This is a genomic window from Streptomyces sp. NBC_01298 (genome assembly GCF_035978755.1).
GTDB lineage: Bacteria > Actinomycetota > Actinomycetes > Streptomycetales > Streptomycetaceae > Streptomyces.
In genome coordinates this window covers 4,218,006-4,241,979 of the sequence record NZ_CP108414.1, presented here as the reverse complement: position 1 = coordinate 4,241,979, position 23,974 = coordinate 4,218,006, and the positions used below count along the sequence as shown (strand labels likewise).

The 23,974-nt window shown below is 72.6% G+C and carries 19 protein-coding genes; 16 read left to right on the top strand and 3 right to left on the bottom strand.

The annotated features are described in order from the left end of the window. Positions 1 to 154: 154 nt before the first annotated feature. A complete protein-coding gene (locus tag OG730_RS19115; protein ID WP_327305362.1) occupies positions 155 to 1,504 on the top strand; it encodes a polysaccharide deacetylase family protein in 1,350 nt (449 codons plus the stop codon). On the opposite strand, the gene OG730_RS19110 is transcribed toward OG730_RS19115, so the two are convergent. After that, positions 1,458 to 2,468 (bottom strand): ATP-binding protein, encoded by a 1,011-nt coding sequence (locus tag OG730_RS19110; protein ID WP_327305361.1) that lies wholly within the window; start codon positions 2,466 to 2,468, stop codon positions 1,458 to 1,460. The genes OG730_RS19115 and OG730_RS19110 overlap by 47 nt on opposite strands. 109 nt (positions 2,469 to 2,577) lie before the next feature. On the opposite strand from OG730_RS19110, the gene OG730_RS19105 reads away from it, so the two are divergent. Further along, entirely contained in the window at positions 2,578 to 3,438 is an 861-nt protein-coding gene (locus OG730_RS19105; RefSeq protein WP_327305360.1) for a Fic family protein, read from the top strand. A gap of 402 nt (positions 3,439 to 3,840) precedes the next feature. Here OG730_RS19105 and OG730_RS19100 read toward each other — a convergent pair whose 3' ends face one another. Beyond that, positions 3,841 to 4,710: an HAD family hydrolase gene (locus tag OG730_RS19100; RefSeq protein ID WP_327305359.1), complete on the bottom strand. Its 870-nt coding sequence runs from the start codon at positions 4,708 to 4,710 to the stop codon at positions 3,841 to 3,843. Positions 4,711 to 5,219: 509 nt separating this feature from the next. Here OG730_RS19100 and ssd point away from each other — a divergent pair. The 7 genes from ssd (at position 5,220) to OG730_RS19065 (ending at position 10,418) form a co-directional block, all read left to right on the top strand. Next, complete coding sequence (gene ssd, locus OG730_RS19095) at positions 5,220 to 6,416, top strand: septum site-determining protein Ssd (protein ID WP_327309333.1); 1,197 nt, start codon at positions 5,220 to 5,222, stop codon at positions 6,414 to 6,416. After that, positions 6,413 to 7,561 carry a TadA family conjugal transfer-associated ATPase gene (locus tag OG730_RS19090; RefSeq protein WP_327305358.1) on the top strand — a complete coding sequence of 383 codons (1,149 nt, stop codon included), beginning with the start codon at positions 6,413 to 6,415 and terminating at the stop codon, positions 7,559 to 7,561. The genes ssd and OG730_RS19090 overlap by 4 nt, the downstream gene beginning before the upstream one ends. After that, positions 7,558 to 8,442, top strand: coding sequence for a type II secretion system F family protein (locus OG730_RS19085; RefSeq protein WP_327305357.1), 885 nt, complete (start codon positions 7,558 to 7,560; stop codon positions 8,440 to 8,442). Before OG730_RS19090 ends, OG730_RS19085 begins: the two co-directional genes overlap by 4 nt. After that, complete coding sequence (locus tag OG730_RS19080) at positions 8,442 to 9,218, top strand: type II secretion system F family protein (protein WP_327305356.1); 777 nt, start codon at positions 8,442 to 8,444, stop codon at positions 9,216 to 9,218. Before OG730_RS19085 ends, OG730_RS19080 begins: the two co-directional genes overlap by 1 nt. Positions 9,219 to 9,503: 285 nt before the next feature. Further along, the gene (locus tag OG730_RS19075; RefSeq protein WP_442814955.1) at positions 9,504 to 9,719 is read left to right on the top strand and encodes a DUF4244 domain-containing protein; all 216 of its coding nucleotides are present in this window, start codon (positions 9,504 to 9,506) and stop codon (positions 9,717 to 9,719) included. Beyond that, positions 9,706 to 10,059, top strand: a complete 354-nt coding sequence (locus OG730_RS19070; RefSeq protein ID WP_327305355.1) for a TadE family type IV pilus minor pilin — start codon at positions 9,706 to 9,708, stop codon at positions 10,057 to 10,059. Before OG730_RS19075 ends, OG730_RS19070 begins: the two co-directional genes overlap by 14 nt. Beyond that, positions 10,056 to 10,418 carry an Rv3654c family TadE-like protein gene (locus OG730_RS19065; protein WP_327305354.1) on the top strand — a complete coding sequence of 121 codons (363 nt, stop codon included), beginning with the start codon at positions 10,056 to 10,058 and terminating at the stop codon, positions 10,416 to 10,418. Before OG730_RS19070 ends, OG730_RS19065 begins: the two co-directional genes overlap by 4 nt. A gap of 494 nt (positions 10,419 to 10,912) precedes the next feature. Here the strand turns inward: OG730_RS19065 and OG730_RS19060 are convergent, their stop codons facing one another. After that, entirely contained in the window at positions 10,913 to 13,384 is a 2,472-nt protein-coding gene (locus OG730_RS19060; RefSeq protein ID WP_327305353.1) for a DEAD/DEAH box helicase, read from the bottom strand. An 81-nt stretch (positions 13,385 to 13,465) separates the two neighbouring features. On the opposite strand from OG730_RS19060, the gene bldG reads away from it, so the two are divergent. From bldG to topA, 7 genes are all read left to right on the top strand, one after another. Further along, complete coding sequence (bldG, locus tag OG730_RS19055) at positions 13,466 to 13,807, top strand: anti-sigma factor antagonist BldG (protein WP_243339893.1); 342 nt, start codon at positions 13,466 to 13,468, stop codon at positions 13,805 to 13,807. Positions 13,808 to 13,908: 101 nt separating this feature from the next. Then, positions 13,909 to 14,349, top strand: a complete 441-nt coding sequence (locus OG730_RS19050; RefSeq protein ID WP_327305352.1) for an ATP-binding protein — start codon at positions 13,909 to 13,911, stop codon at positions 14,347 to 14,349. A gap of 616 nt (positions 14,350 to 14,965) precedes the next feature. Next, positions 14,966 to 17,383, top strand: coding sequence for a sodium-translocating pyrophosphatase (locus tag OG730_RS19045; RefSeq protein ID WP_327305351.1), 2,418 nt, complete (start codon positions 14,966 to 14,968; stop codon positions 17,381 to 17,383). A gap of 180 nt (positions 17,384 to 17,563) precedes the next feature. Continuing rightward, positions 17,564 to 18,130 carry a small secreted protein gene (locus OG730_RS19040; RefSeq protein ID WP_327305350.1) on the top strand — a complete coding sequence of 189 codons (567 nt, stop codon included), beginning with the start codon at positions 17,564 to 17,566 and terminating at the stop codon, positions 18,128 to 18,130. Between the two features lie 341 nt (positions 18,131 to 18,471). Further along, the gene (locus OG730_RS19035) at positions 18,472 to 20,025 is read left to right on the top strand and encodes a DUF7059 domain-containing protein (protein ID WP_327305349.1); all 1,554 of its coding nucleotides are present in this window, start codon (positions 18,472 to 18,474) and stop codon (positions 20,023 to 20,025) included. 258 nt (positions 20,026 to 20,283) lie between these two features. Then, positions 20,284 to 20,481 carry a hypothetical protein gene (locus tag OG730_RS19030; RefSeq protein WP_327305348.1) on the top strand — a complete coding sequence of 66 codons (198 nt, stop codon included), beginning with the start codon at positions 20,284 to 20,286 and terminating at the stop codon, positions 20,479 to 20,481. Between the two features lie 482 nt (positions 20,482 to 20,963). Continuing rightward, positions 20,964 to 23,795 (top strand): type I DNA topoisomerase, encoded by a 2,832-nt coding sequence (gene topA, locus OG730_RS19025; protein ID WP_327305347.1) that lies wholly within the window; start codon positions 20,964 to 20,966, stop codon positions 23,793 to 23,795. Positions 23,796 to 23,974 lie beyond the last annotated feature (179 nt).

Sequence of the window (23,974 nt, the reverse complement as noted above, 5' to 3'; positions counted from 1 at the left end):
GGTGGGGGGCAATGCGGGCAAACGGCCTAGGAATTAGCGCTCACGAGTGATTAGGCATTTAGTCCGGCTTGTCACACCTTCCTTAAAACGGACCGCATGGGACGTTGCGGCGCGGAAGTCCTGCGATGGAACTGCGAGGGAAGAGGTGCGGCGGATGACTGCCACCACGAAGAGGCCCGCCACGAAGAAGGCCGCCGGGAAGAGGATCGCCGGCGGCCTGGTGGCCACGGCGCTGGTCCTGGGAGTGGCCGGGTGCAGCACCTCGGAGCCCGCCGGCCGTCCGGCCCCCGGAGGTCAGGCGGCCAAGAAGGGCGCCCCCGCGCCGGAAGGCCCGGCTCCGGGCAGCGTCAAGCGGCTCATCGGGGACGGCTCGACCGCGTACACCGGGCTGCAGCCGAACGTACGGAAGGCGGAGAAGCTGAAGCCGGGCGAAAAGCCACCCCAGTTCGTCGTGTATTCGTGGGACGGGGCGGGAGAGGACAGCCAGAAGCTGTTCTCGCATTTCCGTGAGGTGGGCAAGAAGTACAACGCCCGTATGACGTACTTCCTCAGCGGCGTGTACATGCTCCCGGAGGAGAAGCGTTCCCTCTACACCGCTCCCCAGCACTCCGCGGGCCGCTCCGACATCGGCTTCGGCGACCCCCAGGGCATCAAGGACACCGCCGAGCAGGTGCGCGGGGCCTGGCTGGAGGGGAACGAGATCGGCACCCACTTCAACGGCCACTTCTGCGGACCCGAGGGCGGCGTCGGGACCTGGTCGGTGGGGGAGTGGAAGAGCGAGATCAACCAGGCGAAGTCGTTCGTCAAGAACTGGAAGACGAACTCTCCGGCGCTGGCGGGCATGGAGGCGCTCCCCTTCGACTACGAGAAGGAGATGATCGGGGCCCGCACCCCCTGCCTCGAAGGCCAGAAGAACTTCATGCTGGCGGCCAAGGAGATGGGCGGCTTCCGCTACGACTCCAGCGGCATCAGCAAGCAGATCTGGCCGAAGAAGACGGACGGCCTCTGGGACATCCCGCTCCAGCTGGTCCCCATGCCGGGCCGCGCCTTCGAGACGCTCAGCATGGACTACAACTACCTGGTCAACCAGTCCGGTACGACCACGCAGGGCGACCCCTCCCAGCACGCGTACTGGGGTGAGCAGATGCGCGACGGACTGGCCAAGGCCTTCGAGCGGACCTACCAGGGCAACCGCGCGCCGCTGATCATCGGCAACCACTTCGAATCCTGGAACGGCGGCACCTACATGCGCGCCGTCGAGGACTCCATCAAGACCATGTGCACGCAGAAGGACGTCCGCTGCGTGCCCTTCCGCGAGCTCGTGGACTGGCTGGACGCCCAGGACCCGAAGGCCCTGGAGTGGATGCGCACCCTCGACGTCGGCGAGGCGCCGAAGGAGGGCTGGGGCAAGTTCCTGACGGCGGGGCCGCCGGCCAAGCCGGCCGCCCCCGCCGGGGTCAAGCCGGCTGCGGAGCCGGCAGAGGCGAGTCAGAACGAGGAGTGAGCAGCTCCCGTAGGACGAATCCGGGGTCGACCTGTTCCGCCAGGTCGATCCCGGTCTTCGCGTTGCCCCAGCTCTCGGCGTTGCGCAGGTGGAAGTGGACCATCTGCTCGGTGTACCGCTCCCAGTCGCGGTGCGCGTACGAGTCGTCCGCGGCGTCCTGCAGCGCCTGCAGGGCCAGCCGGTTGGTGGCCTCCAGCAGCTCGAAGGCGGCCGGGCGGCCCTTCTCCATCGCCCGCACCCAGTCCGACTGTCCGACGGTGACCAGCAGATCCTCACCGGCCTCGTCCTGGAGGAACTCGATGTCCTCCGGGCCCTGCACCTTGTTGCCGACGACCTTGAGCGTGATCCCGAAGTCCCGCGCGTACTCCTTGTACTGGCGGTAGACGGAGACGCCCTTGCGGGTCGGTTCGGCGACCAGGAAGGTCACGTCGAAGCGGGTGAACATGCCGGAGGCGAAGGAGTCGGAGCCGGCCGTCATGTCGACCACGACGTACTCGTCCGGGCCGTCGGCGAGGTGGTTGAGGCAGAGCTCGACCGCGCCGACCTTGGAGTGGTAGCAGGCCACGCCCAGGTCGGACTCGGTGAACGGCCCCGTCGCCATCAGCCGTACGGGTTCTCCGTCCAGCGTCAGGGTGCGCGCGCAGGCGTCGTAGACGGGGTTGTCCTCGTCGACGCGCAGCAGCCGGGAGCCGGTGCCGGGCGGCGTGGTCTTGATCATCGTGTCGGCGGAGGCGATGCGCGGGTTGGATCCGCGCAGGTAGTCCTTGATGAGGGGCAGGTGCGCGCCCAGCGCGGGCAGCGAGGCCGCGTCGTCCTCGCTGAGTCCGAGCGCGGCGCCCAGGTGCTGGTTGATGTCGGCGTCCACCGCGACGACACGGGCTTCATTGGAGGCGAGGTGGCGGATGAAAAGGGAGGACAGCGTGGTCTTGCCGCTGCCGCCCTTCCCCACGAAAGCGATCTTCATGTTCACGAAGCGTAGTGGGTCGGTGGCTTTGTGTTGTATGCCTGAGTGAAGAAGACCACTCCAAGGAGGGGTCGGTGCTATGGGGGAGCAGTGCGTAGGCTCCTTACTTATGAGTAGCGCCTCTGCTTCCGCCGCCCCGGCCCCTTCTGGAGCCGCCGCCGCCGATCCGCTCGCCCCGCTGGCCGGTCTGCCGGGCGTCGCCGAGTCCGTGGATTCCGTACGCAAGGCCGTGGACCGGGTCTACGGCCACCGCGTCATGCGCCGCCGCGCCGGGGCGGTCGCCTCGGAGGCCGCACTGCGCGGAGCCCGCGGCAGCGCGGCGCTGTCCGGGGCCGACTGGGCGCTGGAGGAGGTCCGCCGCCGGTCCGACTTCGGCTCGGAGCCGGAGGCGCGCACGGTGGGCGCGGCCCTGCGCCTGACGGCGGAGGCGGGCCAACTGCTCAGCATCTGGCGCCAGTCGCCGCTACGGGTCCTGGCGCGGCTCCACCTGGTGGCCTGCGGCTCCACGGCCGACGGTGACGTGGTCGGCCGGCCGCGGCTGGCCGGTGAGCCGGTGGACGAGCCGCTGATCGACCTGCCCCTGCCCGACGCGCAGGAGGTGGCGGGCCGGCTGGAGGGGCTCTCCGGCCTGATCATCGCGGGCGGCTCCGCCCCGGCGCTGATCACGGCGGCCGTGGTGCACGGCGAGCTGCTGGCGCTGCGTCCGTTCGGTTCGTACAACGGCCTGGTGGCGCGGACGGCGGAGCGGATCGTGCTGATCAACAGCGGTCTGGACCCGAAGGCGATCTGTCCCGCGGAGGTCGGCCACGCGGAACAGGGGCGGGACGCTTACCTGGAGGCCTTCAAGGGCTACGTCTCCGGCACCGCGGAGGGGATGTCGGCGTGGATCGCGCACTGCGGCCGCGCGATCGAACTCGGGGTCCGGGAGTCGACGGCGGTCTGTGAGGCGCTCCAGCGCGGCGCGGCCTGAGGCTCTGCCGCCGCCCGGGGGCGACCCGATCGGGGCCGGACATGGGTTGCGGCGACACCGTATTGCTCTGGTGTCGCCGCTGGCACTTACGCCCAGTTACCAAGCGTCCTCGATGATTGCCCATCAGGTCGGGAGCTTTGCCCGTCACCTGGTGCGGCTGGCCCGTAATCGACGGGTCGACGTCGCGTGGGTGCTCGGCGTTCATGCTTTTCGGTCCGTGGGCCATACTGCGTTTTAAAGATGATCCTCTCGGATGTTCTTTGGTCTCGCGGGCCTTGACTCCTTTGTACTCCGCTTCGGAGTGGAGCGAAACCCCTGGCCACATTTCTTTGCTTTCCGGTGCGGACCGGGGCGTATGGGACACCCGATGTCCTTGCAGGTCAGCGGGTGTCCGTGGCCAGGTCAGCGGGTCGCGGCGGCCGCCAGTGCGCGGCGTCGGCTCGCGTACCAGACCAGCCCGGCGGTGACCGCGGCCGCGCCCACCGCCGCGGCGGCGACCAGCGCCGGCCGTGCGGGCATCGACAGTCCGGGCAGCCGCTGCTTGAGCCGCACCGGCCGGTTGAACATCAGCACCGGCCACGCGCGCGCCACGGCTTCCCGTCGCAGCGCCCGGTCGGGGTTGACCGCGTGCGGGTGCCCGACCGCCTCCAGCATCGGGATGTCGGTGGCCGAGTCGCTGTACGCGTAGCAGCGCGCGAGGTCGTACCCCTCGGACTCCGCCAGTTCCCGTACGGCCTCCGCCTTGGTGGGGCCGTAGGCGTAGTACTCGATCTCGCCGGTGAAGCAGCCGTCCTCGCCCACGACCATCCGCGTGGCGACGACCCGGTCGGCGCCGAGCATCTCGCCGATGGGCTCGACGACTTCGGCGCCGGACGTGGACACGATCACCACGTCGCGGCCCGCGGTGTGATGGGCCTCGATGAGGGAGGCGGCCTCGTCGTAGATCAGCGGGTCGATGAGGTCGTGCAGGGTCTCGGCGACGATCTCCCGGACCTGCTGCACGTTCCACCCCTTGCAGAGGGCGGACAGGTACTCCCGCATCCGCTCCATCTGGTCGTGGTCGGCGCCGCCGGCCAGAAAGATGAACTGCGTGTAGGCCGTACGCAGCACGGCCCTCCGGTTGATCAGGCCGCCCTGGTAGAAGGACTTGCTGAACGTCAGAGTGCTCGACTTCGCAATGACCGTCTTGTCCAGGTCGAAGAAGGCTGCGGTGCGAGGCAAGGAGTGCGGCAAGGGCTGATTTTCCACGACCCGAGCATATGCGCCCACCATTCGGCGTAAAGTGCGGCGCGTGGGTTTGCCTGAGAAGCCTCTCGGGTACACCATGGAAGTCACGGATCGTTCGCGACCGTGCTAACCCGGTCTGGCTCCTCCCCCCCCGAGTCGGACCGTGGGGACGACCCCCGCTCTCCCCCCCGGCGGGGGTCGTCGCATGTCCGGACGCGGTTCGCGTCCCTGCTTTCGACCCCAAGTGATCATTTCTCAGGCCTCCTCGTCTTCGAGGGGCCTGCGCGTCGAAGGCCCTCACCCTCCCGAACTCGTCACGGTGCGTAGTCGTTCCGGCGCGCTCCGGAACTCACCTGTTGGGGTGAGTGGGTTATTCACAATGGGGTGGCTGTCCACGGTTTTAGAGCAAGATCCACTTCTTTTCCCCGATCCCGTCACGGTGATTCCGGCCGCGAAGTCCGCGGCGCTGGATTTGCGGTGAGAAGGAGGCGGAGATCGTGGCTGGATCGAAGTCGTGTGAAGTCCGGGATCTCGCGGTGGACGGCGGGGACAGGCTGAATCCCGGGGCCGGCGGGCCCGTGGCCGCCGGTGGACGGCCGCTGATCATCACCGAGGACCCCCTGCTGCTCGACGACCTGCTGCGGCTGTGCGCCGCCGCGGGGGCCGAGCCGCATGTGCACCATGCGGTGCCCGAGCAAAGCGGAGCCGGTCGTGAGGGCGGCGACGGGAGGAACGGGGGCGCCGCGGGGGTCCCGGGCATCGCCGGTATCGGAGGCGTCGGAGGCGCCGGGGGCGTCGCGGGCGTCGGCTGGGAGACGGCGCCGCTCGTCCTCGTCGGCGACGATGCCGCCCGGCGGGTGCGCGGCGCGCCCCGGCGGGCCGGAGTCTTCCTCGTCGGCCGGGACCTGGACGACCCCCGTGTCTGGCAGCGGGCGGTGGAGATCGGCGCCGAGGAGGTGCTGACCCTCCCCGACGCCGAGGGCCTGCTCGTCGACCGGATCGCCGATGTGGTCGAGGGGGCCGGGAGGCCCGCCCTCACGGTCGGGGTGATCGGGGGCAGCGGCGGAGCCGGAGCCTCCACCCTCGCCTGCGCCCTGGCCCTGCGGGCCGCCCGCGCCGGGGAGCGGACCATCCTCATCGACGGCGACCCCCTCGGCGGCGGGATGGACGTCCTCCTGGGAGGCGAAGCCGCCGAAGGACTGCGCTGGCCCGACTTCGCCGCCTCGCGCGGCCGCGTCGGCGCCGGAGCACTGGCGGAGTCCCTGCCCGAGCTGCACGCCCTGCGGGTGCTCAGCTGGGACCGCGGCGACCGTGTGGTGGTGCCGCCCGCCGCGATGCGCTCGGTGGTGGCCGCCGCGCGGCGCCGGGGCGGGGTCGTCGTGGTCGACCTGCCGCGCCGGGTCGACGAAGCCGTCGCCGAGGTGCTCGCACAGCTGGACCTGGTGCTCATGGTGGTGCGGGGCGAGCTGCGCGCGGTGGCCGCGGCCGGCCGGGTGGCCGCCGGGGTCCGGATGGTGGCCCGGGACGTCCGCGTGGTCGTACGGGGCCCCGCGCCCGGCGGACTCGACGCGGAGGCCGTCGCCGGACTGCTGGGGGTTCCCCTGGCCGGCGAGGTGCCGGTGGAAGTGGGGCTCCCGGGCCGGGTGGCCGAGGGCGAGCCCCCGGGGGCACACGGTCGGGGCGCCCTCGCCCGCTTCTGCGACGGCTTCTGGCAGCGCGCGCTCGGCTCCGCCCAGGGGGTGTCGGCATGAGCGCCGTACTCCTCGACGCGGTGCGCCAGCGGCTCGCCGAGAGCGGGGCGGATCCCACCCCGGCGCGGGTCGCGGCGGCCCTGCGCGCCCAGGGCAGGCTGCTGGGCGACGCGGAAGTGCTGGGCGTCGCCGCGGAACTGAGGTCCGAACTGGTCGGCGCGGGCCCGCTGGAGCCCCTGCTCGCCGACCCCGAGGTCACCGACGTCCTCGTCGCGGCCCCCGACCGGGTGTGGGTGGACCGCGGCGGCGGGCTGGAGCTGACCGGCGTGACCTTCGCCGACGCGGCCGCCGTGCGCAGGCTTGCCCAGCGGCTCGCCGCCGTCGCCGGGCGCCGACTCGACGACGCCCGGCCCTGGGTCGACGCCCGGATGCCCGACGGCACCCGGCTGCACGCCGTCCTGCCTCCGGTGGCCGTCGGATCGGCATGCCTGTCCCTGCGGGTGGTCCGGCCGCGCGCCTTCACCCTGGAGGAGCTGGTCGCGGCCGGGACACTGCCGCCCGGCGGGCAGAGGCTGCTGCGGGACATGGTGCGGGCCCGGCTGTCCTTCCTGGTCTCGGGAGGCACGGGCACCGGCAAGACCACCCTGCTCAGTGCCCTGCTCGGGCTGGTCGGTCCCGGGGAGCGGATCGTGCTCGCCGAGGACTCGGCCGAGCTGCGGCCCGACCATCCGCACGTGGTGCGGCTGGAAACCCGGCCGGCCAACCAGGAGGGTGCCGGTCAGGTCACCCTCGCGGACCTGGTCCGCCAGGCGCTGCGGATGAGGCCGGACCGCCTCGTCGTCGGCGAAGTCCGCGGCGCCGAGGTCGCCGACCTGCTGGCCGCCCTCAACACGGGCCACGAAGGCGGCTGCGGCACCGTCCACGCGAATGCCGCCGCCCATGTGCCGGCCCGGCTGGAGGCCCTCGGGACTGCCGCCGGGCTCGACCGGGCCGCCCTGCACAGCCAGTTGGCGGCCGCGCTGACCCTGGTGGTCCACCTGGTACGGGACCGGGCCGGCCGGCGCCGGGTCGCCGAGGTGCACGTCCTGGAGCGGGACTCCGCCGGGCTCGTGGTCACCGTACCGGCGCTGCGCTGGGGCGCCCGGGGGTTCGTGCGGGACCGGGGCTGGGAGCGGCTGCGCCCGCTGCTGGCAGGTGCCCGGTGAGTGCCGGGGCGGTGGCGGCGCCGGCGCTGTTCGCCGGGGTCCTCTGCGCCGGGGCGGCGGCCTGGGCGCTGGCCGGTGCCGACGGGGTGTCCCGGCGGGCCGGGGCGGTGCTGGCCGGGGCCGGGCCGCCGGAGCCGGTGGGGCCGGCGCCCTGGGAGCGGCTGGTGGCCGGAGTCCGGGTCCGGGCCGCGCGTGGCCCGGAGTGGGCCTGCCTCGGGGTGGGGCTGGCGCTCGCACTGCTGGGCGGGTCGGTGATCCCGCTGCTCGTGGGGGCGGCGGCGGTGCCGCTGGTGCGCCGCGGGCTCCGGGCCCGGCAGCGGGAGCGGGCCCGGACGGCGCGGGCCGCCGAGGTGGTGGCCCTGTGCGGCGCGGTGGTGGGCGAGCTCCGCGCCGGGGCGCAGCCGGGCCGGGCACTGACCGAGGCGATGCGCCGGACGGTGGCGGGCCCCGGCGGGCCGGGAGCCGCGGAGGCAGGGGTCCTCGCGGCCGCGGCCTTCGGCGGGGACGTGGCGGCGGCACTGCGGCAGACGGCGCGGGAACCCGGCGCGGAGGGCCTGGCGGCGATGGCCGCCTGCTGGCGGGTCTCGGTGGACGGGGGCGCGGGGCTGGCCGCCGGACTGGACCGGCTGGACGGGGCCCTGCGGGCCGAGCGGGACCGGGAGGAATCACTGCGCGCCCAGCTCACGGGAGCGAGATCGACGACGGCGGTGCTCGCCCTGCTCCCGGGAGTCGGCCTGCTGATCGGAACCGGGCTGGGGGCCGATCCGCTGCGGGTGCTCCTGCACACGCCGGTGGGGTGGGGCTGCCTGCTCACGGGCGCGGTGCTGGAGACGGTGGGGCTGCTGTGGTGCCGGCGGATCGTACGGGTGGGGGAGCGGTGATGGACGGCTTCGCCATCCACAGGCTGGGGACGGCCCTGTGCCTCGCGGCGGCGGCGCTGAGCGCGGGGTCGCTGGTGGCCGCCCGCATCAGGGCGCGGGCGTCCCGGCGCCGACTCGCCCGCCTGCTCGGGGTGGGGACGGCGCGCAGGCGACCGGTGCCCGGGCCACGGCTGCGGGCGGCCCCGGCGGCCTGGGCCGGGCCGGCCGGAGCGCTGGTGGTGGCCTGGGTACTGATCGGCGGGCTCGCGGGCGTGGCGGCCGGCTGCGCGGCGGGGTTCGCGGTCCGTGGGTGGCTCGTGCGGCGACGGCCGGCCGCAGGGGTGGACCCCGGGGAGGCCGAGCGCCAGCTCCCTTTCGCCGCCGACCTGTTGGCCGCCTGTCTGGCAGCCGGAGCCGGTCCGGTGGACGCAGCCGAGGCGGTGGGGGAGTCGCTGGGCGGCCCGGTGGGCGACCGGCTGGCGATGGCCGGGGCGGAGCTGCGGCTCGGCGGCGAACCGGGCGCCGCGTGGGGGAGGTTGGCGGAGATACCGGGAGCCCGCGCCCTGGCCGAATGCCTGGAGCGCTCCGCGCGTACGGGTGCGCCCGCCGCGGAACCCGTCTCCCGGCTCGCGTCGACCCTCCGGGCCGACCGCGCGCGCCGGGCGGGGGCCCGGGCGCAGCGGGCGGCGGTCCTCGTCACGGCGCCGGTGGGCCTGTGCTTCCTCCCCGCCTTCCTCGCGCTGGGGGTGGCGCCGGTGGTGATCGGGATGGCCTCCGGCCTCCTCTCCGGCCGCTGAGAGCGGCAGTTGAGGCAGGCGGGGGCAACGGGAGGGCCGTCTGAGGGCCACCTGAGGGCCACCTGAAAGGTCATCCGGAAACCCTCCGGAGGGCTGCCTGCCTGAAGGGGCGCCTGCCTGAAGGGGTGGCTGAAAGGCCGGCGCGAATGGCCGGCTGAACGACCGGCCGAATGATCGCCTGAATGGCCGGACCGGCTGAATGGCCGGCTGAATGATCAGCCGCGGGTGCCACCTGAAATGACCATCTGAGAACACGTCAAAAAGCTGAATCAACGGGAGGTTGTCATGTCGATCAACTGGTTTCGGATGCGGGCGGTACTGACGGGACTGGCGGGACTGAGGCGGCGTGCGGGCGATGCGGGAATGTCCACGTCCGAATACGCCATGGGCACGATCGCGGCGTGTGCGTTCGCGGCCGTTCTGTACAAGGTGGTGACGAGTGAACTGGTCTCGACGGCACTCCAGTCGACCATCGGGAAGGCACTCGATGCGCCGTTCTGACCGGGGATTCGTGACGGCGGAGACGGCCTTGGTGATTCCGGCGCTGGTGCTGTTCGCGGCACTGCTGGTGTGGGCGCTGATGGCGGCCTCCGCACAGATCCGGTGTGTGGACGCCGCTCGGGCCGGCGCCCGGGCGGCTGCCCGGTCGGAGCCGGCGGACGCGGCCGTGGCGGCGGCCGTGGCCGCGGCCCCGCCCGGGGCGCGGGTGGAGCTCTCGCGGGCGGGCGACCTGTGGCGGGTCCGCGTCTCGGCGCCCGCCCCGGGCCCGGCCGCACTGCCGGTGCGGCTCACCGCCCTGGCGGCTGCCCTGGCCGAGGACACCGTGGGGCCGCCGTCGTGACCGGGGCCCGTGCGGACGGTCGGGACCGGGGGTCGGCCACGGTGTGGGCGGTCGTGGTGGTGACCGTGCTGGTGGCGGTGTTCGGCGGGGTGCTCCTGCTCGGGCAGGCGGTGGTCTCGCGGCACCGTGCCGCGGCTGCCGCCGACCTGGCCGTCCTCGCCGCGGCGGCGAGCTGGGCCCACGGCCCGGAGGCCGCCTGCGCCACGGCGGTGCGGGTGGCGGTGGCGCAGGGCGCGCAGGTCACCGAGTGCGTGGTGACGGGAGAGATCGCGGAGATCACCGCCCGTGCCCCGACGGGCCCCTTCCGTCCCGGGCTGCGCTCGCGGGCGGGCCCGCCACTGCCCGTGGAGCCCCGATGAGGGCTTCCGTACAGCCCGGGTCCGTCCTACGGAGCCGGTCCGCTGGGGCTGGCCGGGGCTGGGCTCCCCTGACGGGGCCTGGGCTCCCCGGACGGGGCCTGGGCTCCCCGGACGGGGACGTGGCTGCTGGAAGGGGACGGGTAGGCCGGGCTCCCCGGAAGGGGCTGGGTTCCCGTCCGGGGACGGGGCTGCTGGAAGGGGCCGGGTCCTCCGGAAGGGCGCGAGCGTGGCCGCTCCCGTGTGGGAGGGCCGCGGTGCCCGCCCCCCGCCCGGGGGCATCGAGGGGGGCCGGTGCGGGCCGACGAGTGCCCGGGCGCCGCCGGGACGGGGCGTGAGGGGGCCGGGACGGGGCTGAGAGGGGGCTGGGAGGCGGCTGCGACGGCGGGTCGAGCCTTCGGGCGGGTGTTCCGGTTTGGGGGGTGCCAGGGGCGATATTCAGCCAATCGCTGACCGGCCCGTGCGGCCCGAGTTCCCACCCGTCGGCACGTCGGGGTTCAGGGGGTCGCCGGTGGGTCCGCGGGCGGGGATTCCGAGAGGAGGTGGGTGAGGAGCCGGACGGCGCCGCGCTTGTGCAGGGGGTCGTTGCCGTTGCCGCACTTGGGGGACTGGATGCACGAGGGGCAGCCGGCCTCGCACTCGCAGGCGGCGATGGCGTCACGGGTCGCCGTCAGCCAGGCGCGGGCCGTGTGGAAGGCACGCTCGGCGAAGCCGGCGCCGCCCGGGTGGCCGTCGTAGACGAAGACCGTCGGGAGGAGGGTGTCGGGATGCAGCGGGACGGAGACCCCGCCGATGTCCCAGCGGTCGCAGGTGGCGAAGAGCGGGAGCAGGCCGATGGAGGCGTGCTCGGCGGCGTGCAGGGCGCCACCGAGGATCTCCGGGTTGATCCTGGCCTCGTCGAGCTGGTCCTCCGTGACCGTCCACCAGACGGCCCGGGTGCGCAGGGTGCGGGGCGGCAGGTCCAGTTTGGCTTCGCCGAGCACCTCGCCGGTGATCAGTTTGCGGCGCAGGTAGGAGACCACCTGGTTGGTGACCTCCACCGAGCCGAAGCAGAGCCTGCCGCGGCCCCAGGGGATCTCCGTCTCGGTCTCCAGGACGGAGATGGCGGTCGTGTCGCGGGCCGTCGTGGAGAACGGCGGGTTCGCCTCCTCGACCAGCGCCACGGAATCCTCCAGGTCCAGGTGCTTCACGAGGTACGTGCGGCCCTGGTGGAGGTGGACCGCCCCGTCGTGGACGGCGGTGTGGGAGGCCTCCTCGTCGACCGTGCCCAGCAGTCGGCCCGTGGCGGCCTCGACGATCTGGACCGGGCGTCCGCCGCCGCCCCGGATGTCGGTGAGGTCCGAGGCCCGTTCCCGGCGGGTCCAGTGCCAGGCCGTGGCCCGGCGGCGCAGCAGCTTCGCCGCTTCGAGCTGGGGGAGGAGGTCGCGCGCGGCCGGGCCGAAGAGGTCGAGGTCGGGCTCCGTCAGCGGCAGCTCCGCCGCCGCCGCGCACAGGTGCGGAGCCAGGACGTACGGGTTGTCGGGGTCCAGGACCGTGGCCTCCACCGGCTGCCGGAAGAGGGCCTCGGGGTGGTGGACCAGGTAGGTGTCCAGCGGGTCGTCCCGGGCGATCAGGACGGCCAGTGCGCCCTGGCCCGAGCGCCCGGCACGGCCGGCCTGCTGCCATAGGGAGGCGCGGGTGCCCGGGTAGCCGGTGATCAGGACGGCGTCCAGGCCGGAGACGTCCACGCCCAGCTCCAGGGCGGTCGTCGCGGCCAGGCCGAGCAGGTCGCCGGAGTGCAGGGCCCGCTCCAGGGCCCGGCGCTCCTCGGGCAGGTAGCCGCCGCGGTAGGCCGCGACCCGCCGGGGCAGCGAGCGGTCCACGGCGGCGAGCTTCTCCTGGGCGATCACCGCGATCAGCTCCGCGCCGCGCCGGGAGCGGACGAAGGCGACCGTGCGGACGCCCTGCACGACCAGGTCGGTGAGGAGATCGGCGGTCTCGGCGGTGGCCGTGCGGCGTACGGGCGCGCCCCGCTCGCCCTTGAGGTCGGTCAGGGGCGGCTCCCACAGGGCGAAGACGACCTCGCCGCGCGGGGAGGCGTCGTCGGAGACCTCCACCACCGGCAGGCCGGTCAGGCGGGACGCGGCGGTCGCCGGGTCGCTCGCGGTGGCGGAGGCCAGCAGGAACACGGGATCGGAGCCGTAGCGGGCACACAGCCGGCGCAGCCGCCGCAGGACCTGGGCGACGTGGGAGCCGAATACGCCCCGGTAGGTGTGGCACTCGTCGATGACCACGTAGCGCAGGGCCCGCAGGAAGGAGGACCAGCGCGGGTGGGCCGGGAGGATCCCGCGGTGCAGCATGTCGGGATTGGTGAGGACGTAGTTGGCGTACTGGCGCACCCACTCGCGCTCCTCGAAGGGGGTGTCCCCGTCGTAGACCGCGGGCCGGACGGCGTTGCCGAGGGGGCCGGCCAGTTCCCGTACGGCGCGGCGCTGGTCGGCGGCCAGGGCCTTGGTCGGGGCCAGGTACAGGGCGGTCGCGCCCCGGCCGTTGGCCGCCTCGGCCCCTTCGGCGAGGGCGGAGAGCACGGGCGCGAGGTAGGCCAGCGACTTGCCCGAGGCGATGCCCGTGGCGACGACCACGGACTCCCCGTCGAGGGCGTGCTCGGCCGCCGCGGCCTGGTGTTCCCACGGATGGTCGATCCCGGCGGCCGCAATCGCGGCTACGACATCAGTTCGGATGCGATCGGGCCAGACCGCATGACGACCCTCCCGAGGGGGCAAGTGCTCCGTATGGGTGATGCGCGCAGCCCGGGAAGGCCCCCGTGACAGCCGGTCCAGGACCGTGCCGGGGGTGGGTCTGACGTCCTCGGGTGCCGTGGGCGGCCCGGGACGGTGAGTGTTGGCCATTGGAACCGAGTGTGTCACCGGCGTGCGGGACAATGGTCCGAAGGCGTCGTGCGCGCCTGCCGGTAAGTGATTGAATGCCATCGCGGCAGCCAATCCCTCGTCCACCTCCGGGTGGGGAGGCCCCTGGGGGGCGCCGCTCGATAGCAAGGTGCTGGAGGATCCGTGGACCTGTCCCTGTCGACTCGCACTGTCGGCGACCGTACGGTCGTGGAGGTCGGTGGCGAGATTGATGTGTATACCGCGCCCAAGCTGCGCGAGCAGTTGGTCGAGTTGGTGAACGACGGCAGCTACCACCTGGTTGTCGACATGGAGCGAGTGGACTTCCTCGACTCCACCGGGCTTGGTGTGCTCGTGGGAGGCCTCAAGCGCGTCCGCGCGCACGAGGGCTCGCTGCGTCTGGTCTGCAACCAGGAGCGCATCCTGAAGATCTTCCGAATCACCGGTCTGACCAAGGTGTTTCCGATCCACAACTCGGTGGAAGACGCCGTCAACGCCACCGACTGACGGCGCTCGGCGGCGAAACGGCCGAAGATGGAGCGAGGGGTACCGGGCCACAAGCGGTCCGGGCCCCGGTAAGGCACGCCCGTAGTCCGAGGGGGACGCGCATGGCCACCGTTGAACTGCGCTTCAGCGCCCAGCCCGAACACGTCCGGACGGCCCGCCTGGTCGCGGCCGCCGTGGCGCGGCGGGCCGGTGTGGAGGAAGCCGTCCTCGACGAGGTCCGCCTCGCCGTGGGCGAGGCCTGTTCGCGTGCCGTCGGACTGCATCGCACCAACGGACTCACCGCGCCCGTCCGGGTGGTGCTGACCGAGGAGGAGAAGGTGTTCTCCATCGAGGTCAGCGACGAAGTGCCCGGGCCGGCCGGCGGTTCTGCCGCCGCCGTGTCCGGAATCGACGCCGTCCTGGACCCCGACGCCGAGGGCGAGGACGAGATGGGCCTGGCCGTGATCAGCGGCCTGGTCGACGACGTCGACGTCATCAGCGGGGAAGCCGGCGGGACCATCCGGATGAGCTGGCCCGTCTCGGGGACCTCCGAGCTTCCGTAGTCGGGCTGCCCTGGTCGGCTGCGCACACGCTTCGTGCCCGCCGGGTCGCCTTCGGGCCGCCCGGCGGGTTTTCGTGCTGCCCTGGGCTGCGGCGCCCCCCGGGCCCGCGTCACCCCAGGGGCTTCGTGCTGCCCTGGAGGGGGCTGGCGGGTTCTCGTGGGGCCCGGCGGGTTCTCGTCCCGCCCCTTTGGTTTGCCGCTTCCCCGTCGGTTTCGTGCCCCGATCGGGCTCTGACGCGGGGCGTTCCCGGAGGCCCGTCGTCTGGCGACGGGGGACCGGGCGGGTGCCGGTAAGGCGTCGGAGGGGCCCCGGGGCGGGCGCCGATGATGTTTCGCCGCGCGTGCCGACGTATCTTCTGATCTTATTCATTGCCCTGCCGAGCAGGGCCTTTCGGATGGCCCTAGATCCATTCCGTGATCGTTCCCCGCCGGGTTTATTGATCGCTGATCAAGCGTCAATGCTTTTGCCCCGTTACCGCTTTCGAGGGTAATGGAGTGACCAGATCTATTGGTGAGGGGCAAGTGCGGGCCAATTCCGTTTCCTGCGTACTGTTTTGATCGGGTCGCGCTCCCTACAATCCGTCCACATCTTGAGCTCATCACGTCAAGGAGGACGAATGACGGGGCTCTTTACCCCTATCGCGCCGGGTCGCACCACAGACCTGGCATCCGCAGTACTCACGGATGACAATCGGCTCATCGTGATCGTCATTGCGGCCGTGGCCATCGCCGCGCTCGTCGTCGCGCAGATCCTGGTCCGCCAGGTCCTTGCCGCCGACGAGGGAACCGACTCCATGAAGGAGATCGCCGCCGCCGTCCAGGAGGGCGCCAACGCCTACCTTGGCCGGCAGCTCCGCACGCTCGGCGTCTTCGCCGTCGTCGTGTTCTTCCTGCTCTTCCTGCTCCCCGCCGACGACTGGACGCAGCGGTCCGGACGTTCCGCCTTCTTCCTCGTCGGCGCCGTCTTCTCGGCCGCCACCGGCTACATCGGCATGCGCCTCGCGGTCCGTGCCAACGTCCGCGTCGCCGCCGCCGCCCGCGAGGCCACCCCCGCCGAGGGCGAGCCGGCCAAGGACCTCACCGAGGTCTCCCACAAGGCCATGCGGATCGCGTTCCGCACCGGCGGCGTGGTGGGCATGTTCACCGTCGGCCTCGGCCTGCTCGGCGCGTCCTGCGTCGTGCTCGTCTACGCCGCCGACGCGCCCAAGGTCCTGGAGGGCTTCGGCCTCGGTGCCGCGCTCATCGCGATGTTCATGCGTGTCGGAGGCGGCATCTTCACCAAGGCCGCCGACGTCGGCGCCGACCTGGTCGGCAAGGTCGAGCAGGGCATTCCGGAGGACGACCCGCGCAATGCCGCGACCATCGCCGACAATGTGGGCGACAACGTCGGAGACTGCGCGGGAATGGCCGCCGACCTCTTCGAGTCGTACGCCGTCACCCTCGTGGCGGCCCTCATCCTCGGCAAGGCCGCCTTCGGCGACCTGGGCCTGGCCTTCCCGCTGATCGTCCCCGCCATCGGGGTCGTCACCGCCATGATCGGCATCTTCGCGGTCTCCCCGCGCCGGACCGACCGCAGCGGAATGACCGCCATCAACCGCGGCTTCTTCATCTCCGCCGCCATCTCGATGGTCCTCGTCGCGATCGCCGTCTACGCGTACCTGCCGGGCACCTACAAGGAGCTCGTCGGCGTCGACGACGCCGCGATCTCCGGTCACTCCGGCGACCCGCGGATCCTGGCGCTCGTCGCCGTCGCCATCGGCATCGTGCTCGCGGCCCTGATCCAGCAGCTCACCGGCTACTTCACCGAGACCAACCGCCGTCCCGTCCGGGACATCGGCAAGTCCTCCCTGACGGGCGCCGCGACGGTCGTGCTCGCCGGCATCTCCGTCGGCCTGGAGTCCGCCGTGTACACGGCGCTGCTCATCGGGCTCGGCGTGTACGGGGCGTTCCTGCTCGGCGGCACCTCGATCATGCTGGCGCTCTTCGCCGTGGCGCTGGCCGGCACCGGTCTGCTCACCACGGTCGGCGTCATCGTTGCCATGGACACCTTCGGTCCGGTCTCCGACAACGCCCAGGGCATCGCGGAGATGTCCGGGGACGTCGAGGGCGCCGGCGCGCAGGTGCTGACCGACCTGGACGCGGTGGGCAACACCACCAAGGCCATCACCAAGGGCATCGCCATCGCCACGGCCGTACTCGCCGCGGCCGCGCTCTTCGGCTCGTACAACGACGCCATCGCGAACGCGGTCAAGGAAGTCGGCGTCAAGGCCGGCAGCGAGATGAACCTCAGCCTCGACATCGCGCAGCCCAACAACCTGGTCGGGCTGATCCTGGGCGCGGCCGTCGTGTTCCTGTTCTCCGGCCTCGCCATCAACGCCGTGTCCCGCTCGGCGGGCGCGGTGGTCTACGAGGTGCGCCGGCAGTTCCGGGAGCACCCCGGGATCATGGACTACACCGAGAAGCCCGAGTACGGGCGCGTCGTGGACATCTGCACGAAGGACGCGCTGCGCGAACTCGCCACGCCCGGGCTGCTCGCCGTCCTCACCCCGATCGCGGTCGGGTTCACGCTCGGCGTCGGAGCGCTCGGTTCCTTCCTCGCCGGCGCGATCGGCACCGGCACCCTGATGGCGGTCTTCCTCGCCAACTCCGGTGGCGCGTGGGACAACGCGAAGAAGCTCGTCGAGGACGGGCACCACGGCGGCAAGGGCAGCGCGGCGCACGAGGCGGTCGTCATCGGCGACACCGTCGGCGACCCGTTCAAGGACACCGCCGGTCCCGCCATCAACCCGCTGCTCAAGGTCATGAACCTGGTGGCACTGCTGATCGCCCCCGCGATCGTGCAGTTCAGCTACGGCGCGGACGCCAGCCCGACCGTACGGGCGATCGTCGCGGTCCTCGCGATCGGCGTCATCGTCGGCGCGGTGTACGTCTCCAAGCGCCGCGGCATCGCGGTGGGCGACGACGGGGAGGGCGAGGGCGCGCCCGCCGAGCGGGTGGGCCAGCAGGCCGACCCGGCGGCGGCGGTCTCCTCCTGAGACGGCCGCTCCGGAGAAGGCTCTCGCGGGCCTGACCCGGCAGGCGCGGGCACGGCTCTCGACCGTACGCCCGAACGGCGGACGGACGGCGCGGACTGACGCGCCGTCCGTCCGCCTTTGCGTTTCCCCGATGGTGGACGTGTATCTTCCGGGCCGAGAGCCTTCGAAGGGACCAATCCGGTGAACAAGAAGCTTGCGGCCGCGGTATCGGGCGCTGCGGTGCTGATGCTCGTCCTGTCCGGCTGTGGCGGGGACGACGGCGACAAGAAGACCGACGCCTGGGCCAAGAAGGTCTGCGACAACTGGCAGCCCCAGCTCGAGAAGATCGAGAAGGCGAACGCCGACATCAAGCGGGTGGCGACCGAGAGCAGCAAGCCCGAGGAGGTCCAGGCGACCGACTCCGCGGCCTTCGGGACCATGTCCGAGTCGTACAAGGCGATGGGTACGGCCCTGACGGACGCGGGAGTTCCGCCCGTCAAGGACGGTGAGAAGACCCAGGCCGCCGCGGTCATGGGCTTCGAGTCCACGTCGGCGGGCTACACCGCCCTGAAGACGAAGATGGACGCCCTCGACGCCAAGGACCAGGGCAAGTTCGCCGAGGGCCTCAAGGACGTGGCGGGCGGCCTGGAGGAAGCGACCAAGGGCGGCAAGGAAGCCCTCGACCAGCTCAAGTCGGGCGGGCTGGACAAGGCGATGAACGGTCAGAAGGGCTGCCAGGTGACGACTCCGTCGCCGGCGAAGTCCTAACGCGGACCGCCGCCCCGCCGGCGGCGCCGCACACACCGGGGCGGCCGGGATCCTTCGGGACCCCGGCCGCCCCGGCGTATGTCCGGGGGTATGCCCGGCGGGAGATCCGGCGGGAGATCGGGCGGGATGCCCGGCGGGAGGTCGGGCGCATGTCCGGCGGCCGGGCCGGGCCGGGGACAGCGGCCGGGACACTCCCGGAAGCAACGACCGTACGGAACCGCGCCTACTCGGCGCCCGTCCCGGGCCGACGCCCCCGGCCGGGAGCTCGCGGGAGCGCCGGACGCCCACGCCGAAGGCCGTGTGGCGCGGGCAATGGCGGCGGCAGCGGCCACAATGGGCGGGTGAGTACCACCAGCCTTCCCCCCGGTCTGCCCGCCCACCTCCCCTCGTCGGCCCGCGCGGCCGAGCTCCGCGCCGCGTTGCTCGCCGCGGGCTTCACCGCCGACGGGCTGCTCGACCTGCTCGGCGCCCCGGCGTACGCCGCGCTGGCCCGCAGCGAGACGGTCCCCGCCCTGCGCGCCACGCGGAGCCACGGTGACGGCCCGCTCGCGAGCCTGACCCGGCTGTTCCTGCTGCGGCAGCCGGTGCCGTACGCGCACGCCGCGGCCGCCCTGCCCGTCGACGCGGCCCTGGCGGACGGCTGGTTGCGGCTCGAGGGCGACGAGCTGCACGCCACCGTGGACGTGCGCCCGTACGGCGGTCCGGACGGCGAGGACTGGTTCATCGTCTCCGACCTCGGCTGCGCCGTCGGCGGGGCCGGCGGCATCGGCAGCCGCGAGGAGGGCGTGGTCCTCGGTGTCGGCGGCGCCTCCACGACGCTGGCCGGGATCACCATCCGCACGCCGGTCGGCTCGGCCCTCGACGTCGGCGCCGGATCCGGGATCCAGGCGCTGCACGCCGCCCAGCACGCGACCCGGGTCACGGCGACCGATGTCAACCCGCGGGCCCTGGAATTCACCCGGTTGACGCTGGCACTGTCGGGTGCCCCCGAGGCGGAACTGCTCGCCGGGTCACTGTTCGAGCCGGTCGGCGAGGCCACGTACGACCTGATCGTGTCGAATCCGCCGTTCGTGATCTCCCCCGGAGCCCGGCTGACGTACCGGGACGGCGGGATGGGCGGCGACGACCTGTGCCGGACCCTCGTCCAGGAGGCCGGGGCCCGGCTCAACCAGGGCGGGTTCGCGCAGTTCCTGGGCAACTGGCAGCACGTGGACGGCGAGGACTGGCACGACCGGGTACGGGCCTGGGTGCCGCGCGGCTGCGACGCCTGGATCGTGCAGCGCGACGTGCAGGACGTGACGCAGTACGCGGAGCTGTGGCTGCGCGACGCGGGCGACCACCGCACCGACCCCGCCGCGTACGAACAGCGGTACGAGGACTGGCTGGACGAGTTCGAAGCCCGCAAGACCAAGGCGGTCGGGTTCGGCTGGATCACGCTGCGCCGCAGCGACGCGGCGGAGCCGTCGATCGTGGTCGAGGAATGGCCGCACTCGGTGGAACAGCCGCTCGGGGACGCCGTCCTGGAGCACTTCGCGCGCCAGGACTACCTGCGCGACCACGATGACGCGGCCCTGCTCGCGGGCTACTTCCGGCTGACCGCGGAGGTCGTGCAGGAGCAGGTCGGAGCGCCCGGTGCGGAGGATCCGGAACACGTCGTGCTCCGGCAGAACCGGGGCATGCGGCGGGCCACCAAGGTCGATACGGTCGGTGCCGGTTTCGCCGGGGTGTGCGACGGATCACTGAGCGCGGGGCGGATCCTGGACGCCATCGCCCACCTGGTGGAGGAGGACCCGGTGGTCCTGCGGGACCGGACGCCCGAGGCGATCCGGATGCTGGTGGAGCAGGGGTTCCTGGAGCCGGTGGCCGGGGCGCAAGCGGAACCCGCGGGGGAGTAGGCCGACGGCCGCCGGCCCTCGCCGTGCGCCCGGCGCACCCCGGCGCACCCCGGAGCACCGAGGGGTGTCGGGCCGCGGGGCGGTACGCCGCGGTCGGGCCGGCGTGTCCCGGGCCGTCGGGCACCCGGGCGGTCGGAGCCGGGATGTCACCCCGGGATGTCACCCCGGGTTCGCCTGCTGTCTCCCCTCGGCTGAAATCCTCCGGTCAGCGGGATCCGGGGGGATCCCGAGAGCGGCCCGGGGGACGAGGGGAACGGCATGGAGCACGGTCCGGCGATCTTCGCGGCGGCCGTGTTCCTGCTGTTCGGGGCCGCTCTGCTGGCCTGGACGGGGGCGCGCGCCGCACGCGGCGCGCCGGTGGCCGAGGGCGTGCGCCCCGCCGTGGCAGTACCGCTGGCGCTGCTCGCCGGCGGGGTCTCGCTGGCCCTCGGGGTCTGGTGCCTCGGACGGCTGTGACACCGGGGCGGTGACGCCGGGGCGGCGCCGCCCGGGCGGTTTCGGCCAGGGGGGTTTCGCTCCGGTGGTGTCACCCGGGCGGTTTCGCTCCGGTGGTGTCGGCCCGGCCGTGGTGGCCGCCTCGCGCCGGCCGGGGGGAGGCTCCCGGTTCGTGGCCCCGGCGGAGCGGCCGGATGTCGTCCGGGCTCCGGCGGCGCGCCGGGTTTCGCCCTCTCGTCCGGATTGCGCGCAGGCCCGTACACATCGGTGAACACCGACGTGGGGAGGGGTGCGGAGGCGGGGCCAGACGGCCCTTCGGCCACTCTGCCCGGTGAGTGCGCAGGGCCTGGCGCGGCATCCGGGCGGCAGAAATGGCACTTGTCGGGTTACCGTTCGAGTGGCCGTTGCGGGCTTCTGCCGTTTGACACGGGGGCGGGTTGTACCGTCACACTCCGCAGCGTCGCCGTACTGCGACCGAGTGCCGACCGGAGAGAAGAGCCAAGTTGTCCCCGACTAGCGAGACCGCAAAGGGCGGCCGCCGACTCGTCATCGTCGAGTCCCCTGCCAAGGCGAAGACGATCAAGGGCTATCTCGGCCCCGGATACGTCGTCGAGGCGAGCGTCGGGCACATCCGCGACCTCCCGAGTGGCGCGGCCGAGGTTCCCGACAAGTACACCGGTGAGGTCCGCCGTCTCGGTGTGGACGTCGAGCACGACTTCGCGCCGATCTACGTCGTCAACGCGGATAAGAAGGCCCAGGTCAGGAAGCTCAAGGAGCTGCTGGCCGAGTCCGACGAACTCTTCCTCGCCACCGATGAGGACCGCGAGGGCGAAGCCATCGCGTGGCACCTGCAGGAAGTCCTCAAGCCCAAGGTCCCCGTCCACCGGATGGTCTTCCACGAGATCACCAAGGACGCGATCCGCGACGCCGTCGCCAACCCGCGCGAGCTGAACCAGCGCATGGTCGACGCCCAGGAGACCCGCCGCATCCTCGACCGCCTCTACGGCTACGAGGTCTCGCCGGTCCTGTGGAAGAAGGTCATGCCGAAGCTGTCGGCGGGCCGCGTCCAGTCGGTGGCCACCCGCATGGTGGTCGAGAAGGAGCGCGAGCGCATCGCCTTCCGCTCGGCCGAGTACTGGGACCTGACCGGCACCTTCGCCACCGGCCGCGCCGGTGACGCCTCCGACCCGTCCACGCTGGTCGCCCGCCTGAACACGGTGGACGGAAAGCGCGTCGCGCAGGGCCGCGACTTCGGTTCGACCGGGCAGCTCAAGAGCGAGGTGCTGCACCTCGACGAGGCGAACGCGCGGGCGCTGGCCGCCGCACTGACGGAGACCTCGTTCGCCGTCCGGTCGGTCGAGTCCAAGCCGTACCGCCGCTCCCCGTACGCCCCGTTCCGTACGACGACGCTCCAGCAGGAGGCCTCGCGCAAGCTCGGCTTCGGTGCGAAGGCGACGATGCAGGTGGCGCAGAAGCTGTACGAGAACGGCTTCATCACCTACATGCGTACCGACTCCACGACGCTGTCCGAAACCGCGGTGTCGGCGGCCCGTGCGCAGGTCACGCAGCTCTACGGCGCCGAATACCTGCCGGAGAAGCCCCGTGTCTACGCGGGCAAGGTCAAGAACGCGCAGGAGGCGCACGAGGCGATCCGTCCTTCGGGTGATCGTTTCCGCACCCCGGCCGAGACCGGTCTGACCGGCGACCAGTTCCGCCTGTACGAGCTCATCTGGAAGCGCACCGTCGCCTCCCAGATGAAGGACGCGGTCGGCAACTCGGTCACCGTGAAGATCGGCGGCCGGTCGGCCGACGGCCGTGACGCCGAGTTCTCGGCCTCCGGCAAGACGATCACCTTCCACGGCTTCATGAAGGCCTACGTCGAGGGCGCGGACGACCCGAACGCCGAGCTCGACGACCGTGAGAAGCGTCTCCCGCAGGTCGCCGAGGGCGACGCGCTGTCGGCCGAGGACGTCACGGTCGACGGTCACTCGACCAAGCCGCCGGCCCGCTACACCGAGGCCTCGCTGGTCAAGGAGCTGGAAGAGCGGGAGATCGGCCGCCCGTCGACGTACGCGTCGATCATCGGCACGATCCTGGACCGCGGATACGTCTTCAAGAAGGGCACGGCGCTCGTGCCGTCCTTCCTGTCGTTCGCCGTGGTCAACCTGCTCGAGACGCACTTCGGGCGGCTCGTCGACTACGACTTCACCGCCAAGATGGAGGACGACCTCGACCGCATCGCGCGGGGCGAGGCCCAGTCCGTGCCGTGGCTGAAGCGCTTCTACTTCGGCGCGGAGGACGCGACCGAGGTCGTGCCGGCCGACGGAGACGCGCTCGGCGGCCTGAAGGAGCTGGTGACCGACCTGGGCGCGATCGACGCCCGGGAGATCTCCTCCTTCCCCGTCGGCGAGGGCATCGTGCTGCGGGTCGGCCGCTACGGGCCGTACGTGGAGCGCGGTGAGAAGGACGCGGAGGGCCACCAGCGGGCGGACGTGCCGGAGGAGCTGGCTCCCGACGAGCTGACGGTCGAGTACGCGGAGGAGCTCTTCGCGAAGCCGAGCGGCGAGTTCGAGCTGGGCAAGGACCCGATCAGCGGGAACGAAATCGTCGCGAAGGACGGTCGCTACGGGCCGTACGTGACGGAGATCCTGCCCGAGGGCACGCCGAAGACGGGCAAGAACGCGGTCAAGCCGCGGACGGCCTCGCTGTTCCAGTCGATGAGCCTGGACACGGTCACCCTCGAGGACGCCCTGCGCCTGATGTCCCTTCCCCGGGTCGTCGGCGTGGACGCGGAGGGCGCGGAGATCACCGCGCAGAACGGCCGCTACGGCCCGTACCTGAAGAAGGGCACGGACTCGCGGTCGCTGGAAACCGAGGACCAGCTCTTCGCCATCACCCTCGAGCAGGCGCTCGCGATCTACGCGCAGCCGAAGCAGCGGGGGCGCGCGGCGGCCAAGCCGCCGCTGAAGGAGCTCGGTACGGACCCGGTGAGCGAGAAGCCGGTGGTCGTCAAGGACGGCCGGTTCGGCCCGTACGTGACGGACGGCGAGACGAACGCGACGCTGCGGCGGGACGACGACGTCGAGACGATCACGCCGGAGCGGGGCTACGAGCTGCTCGCGGAGAAGCGCGCCAAGGGCCCGGTGAAGAAGACGGCCAAGAAGGCTCCGGCGAAGAAGGCCCCGGCGAAGAAGGCGACGGCCACGAAGGCGACGGCGACGAAGACCGCTGCCGCCAAGAAGACGGCGGCGAAGAAGACGACGACCGCGAAGAAGGCGACCACGGCGAAGAAGACGGTCGCGAAGAAGACGGCGGCCGTGGCGGCGGACGAGTAGGCGCCGCGTAGGCGCCGCGTACTCACAACAGGGCCCGTGCGATGCGCACGGGCCCTGTTTTTCAGCCGTCCGGCGCTCGAGGACCGGTGGCGGGCCCGGGTCCGGGCGCGCAGCCCGGGGAACGGTGGAAGGGCGGGGCGGGGAGACGCCCCGCGCAGCGGCCCCACGGCCCGGGAGCG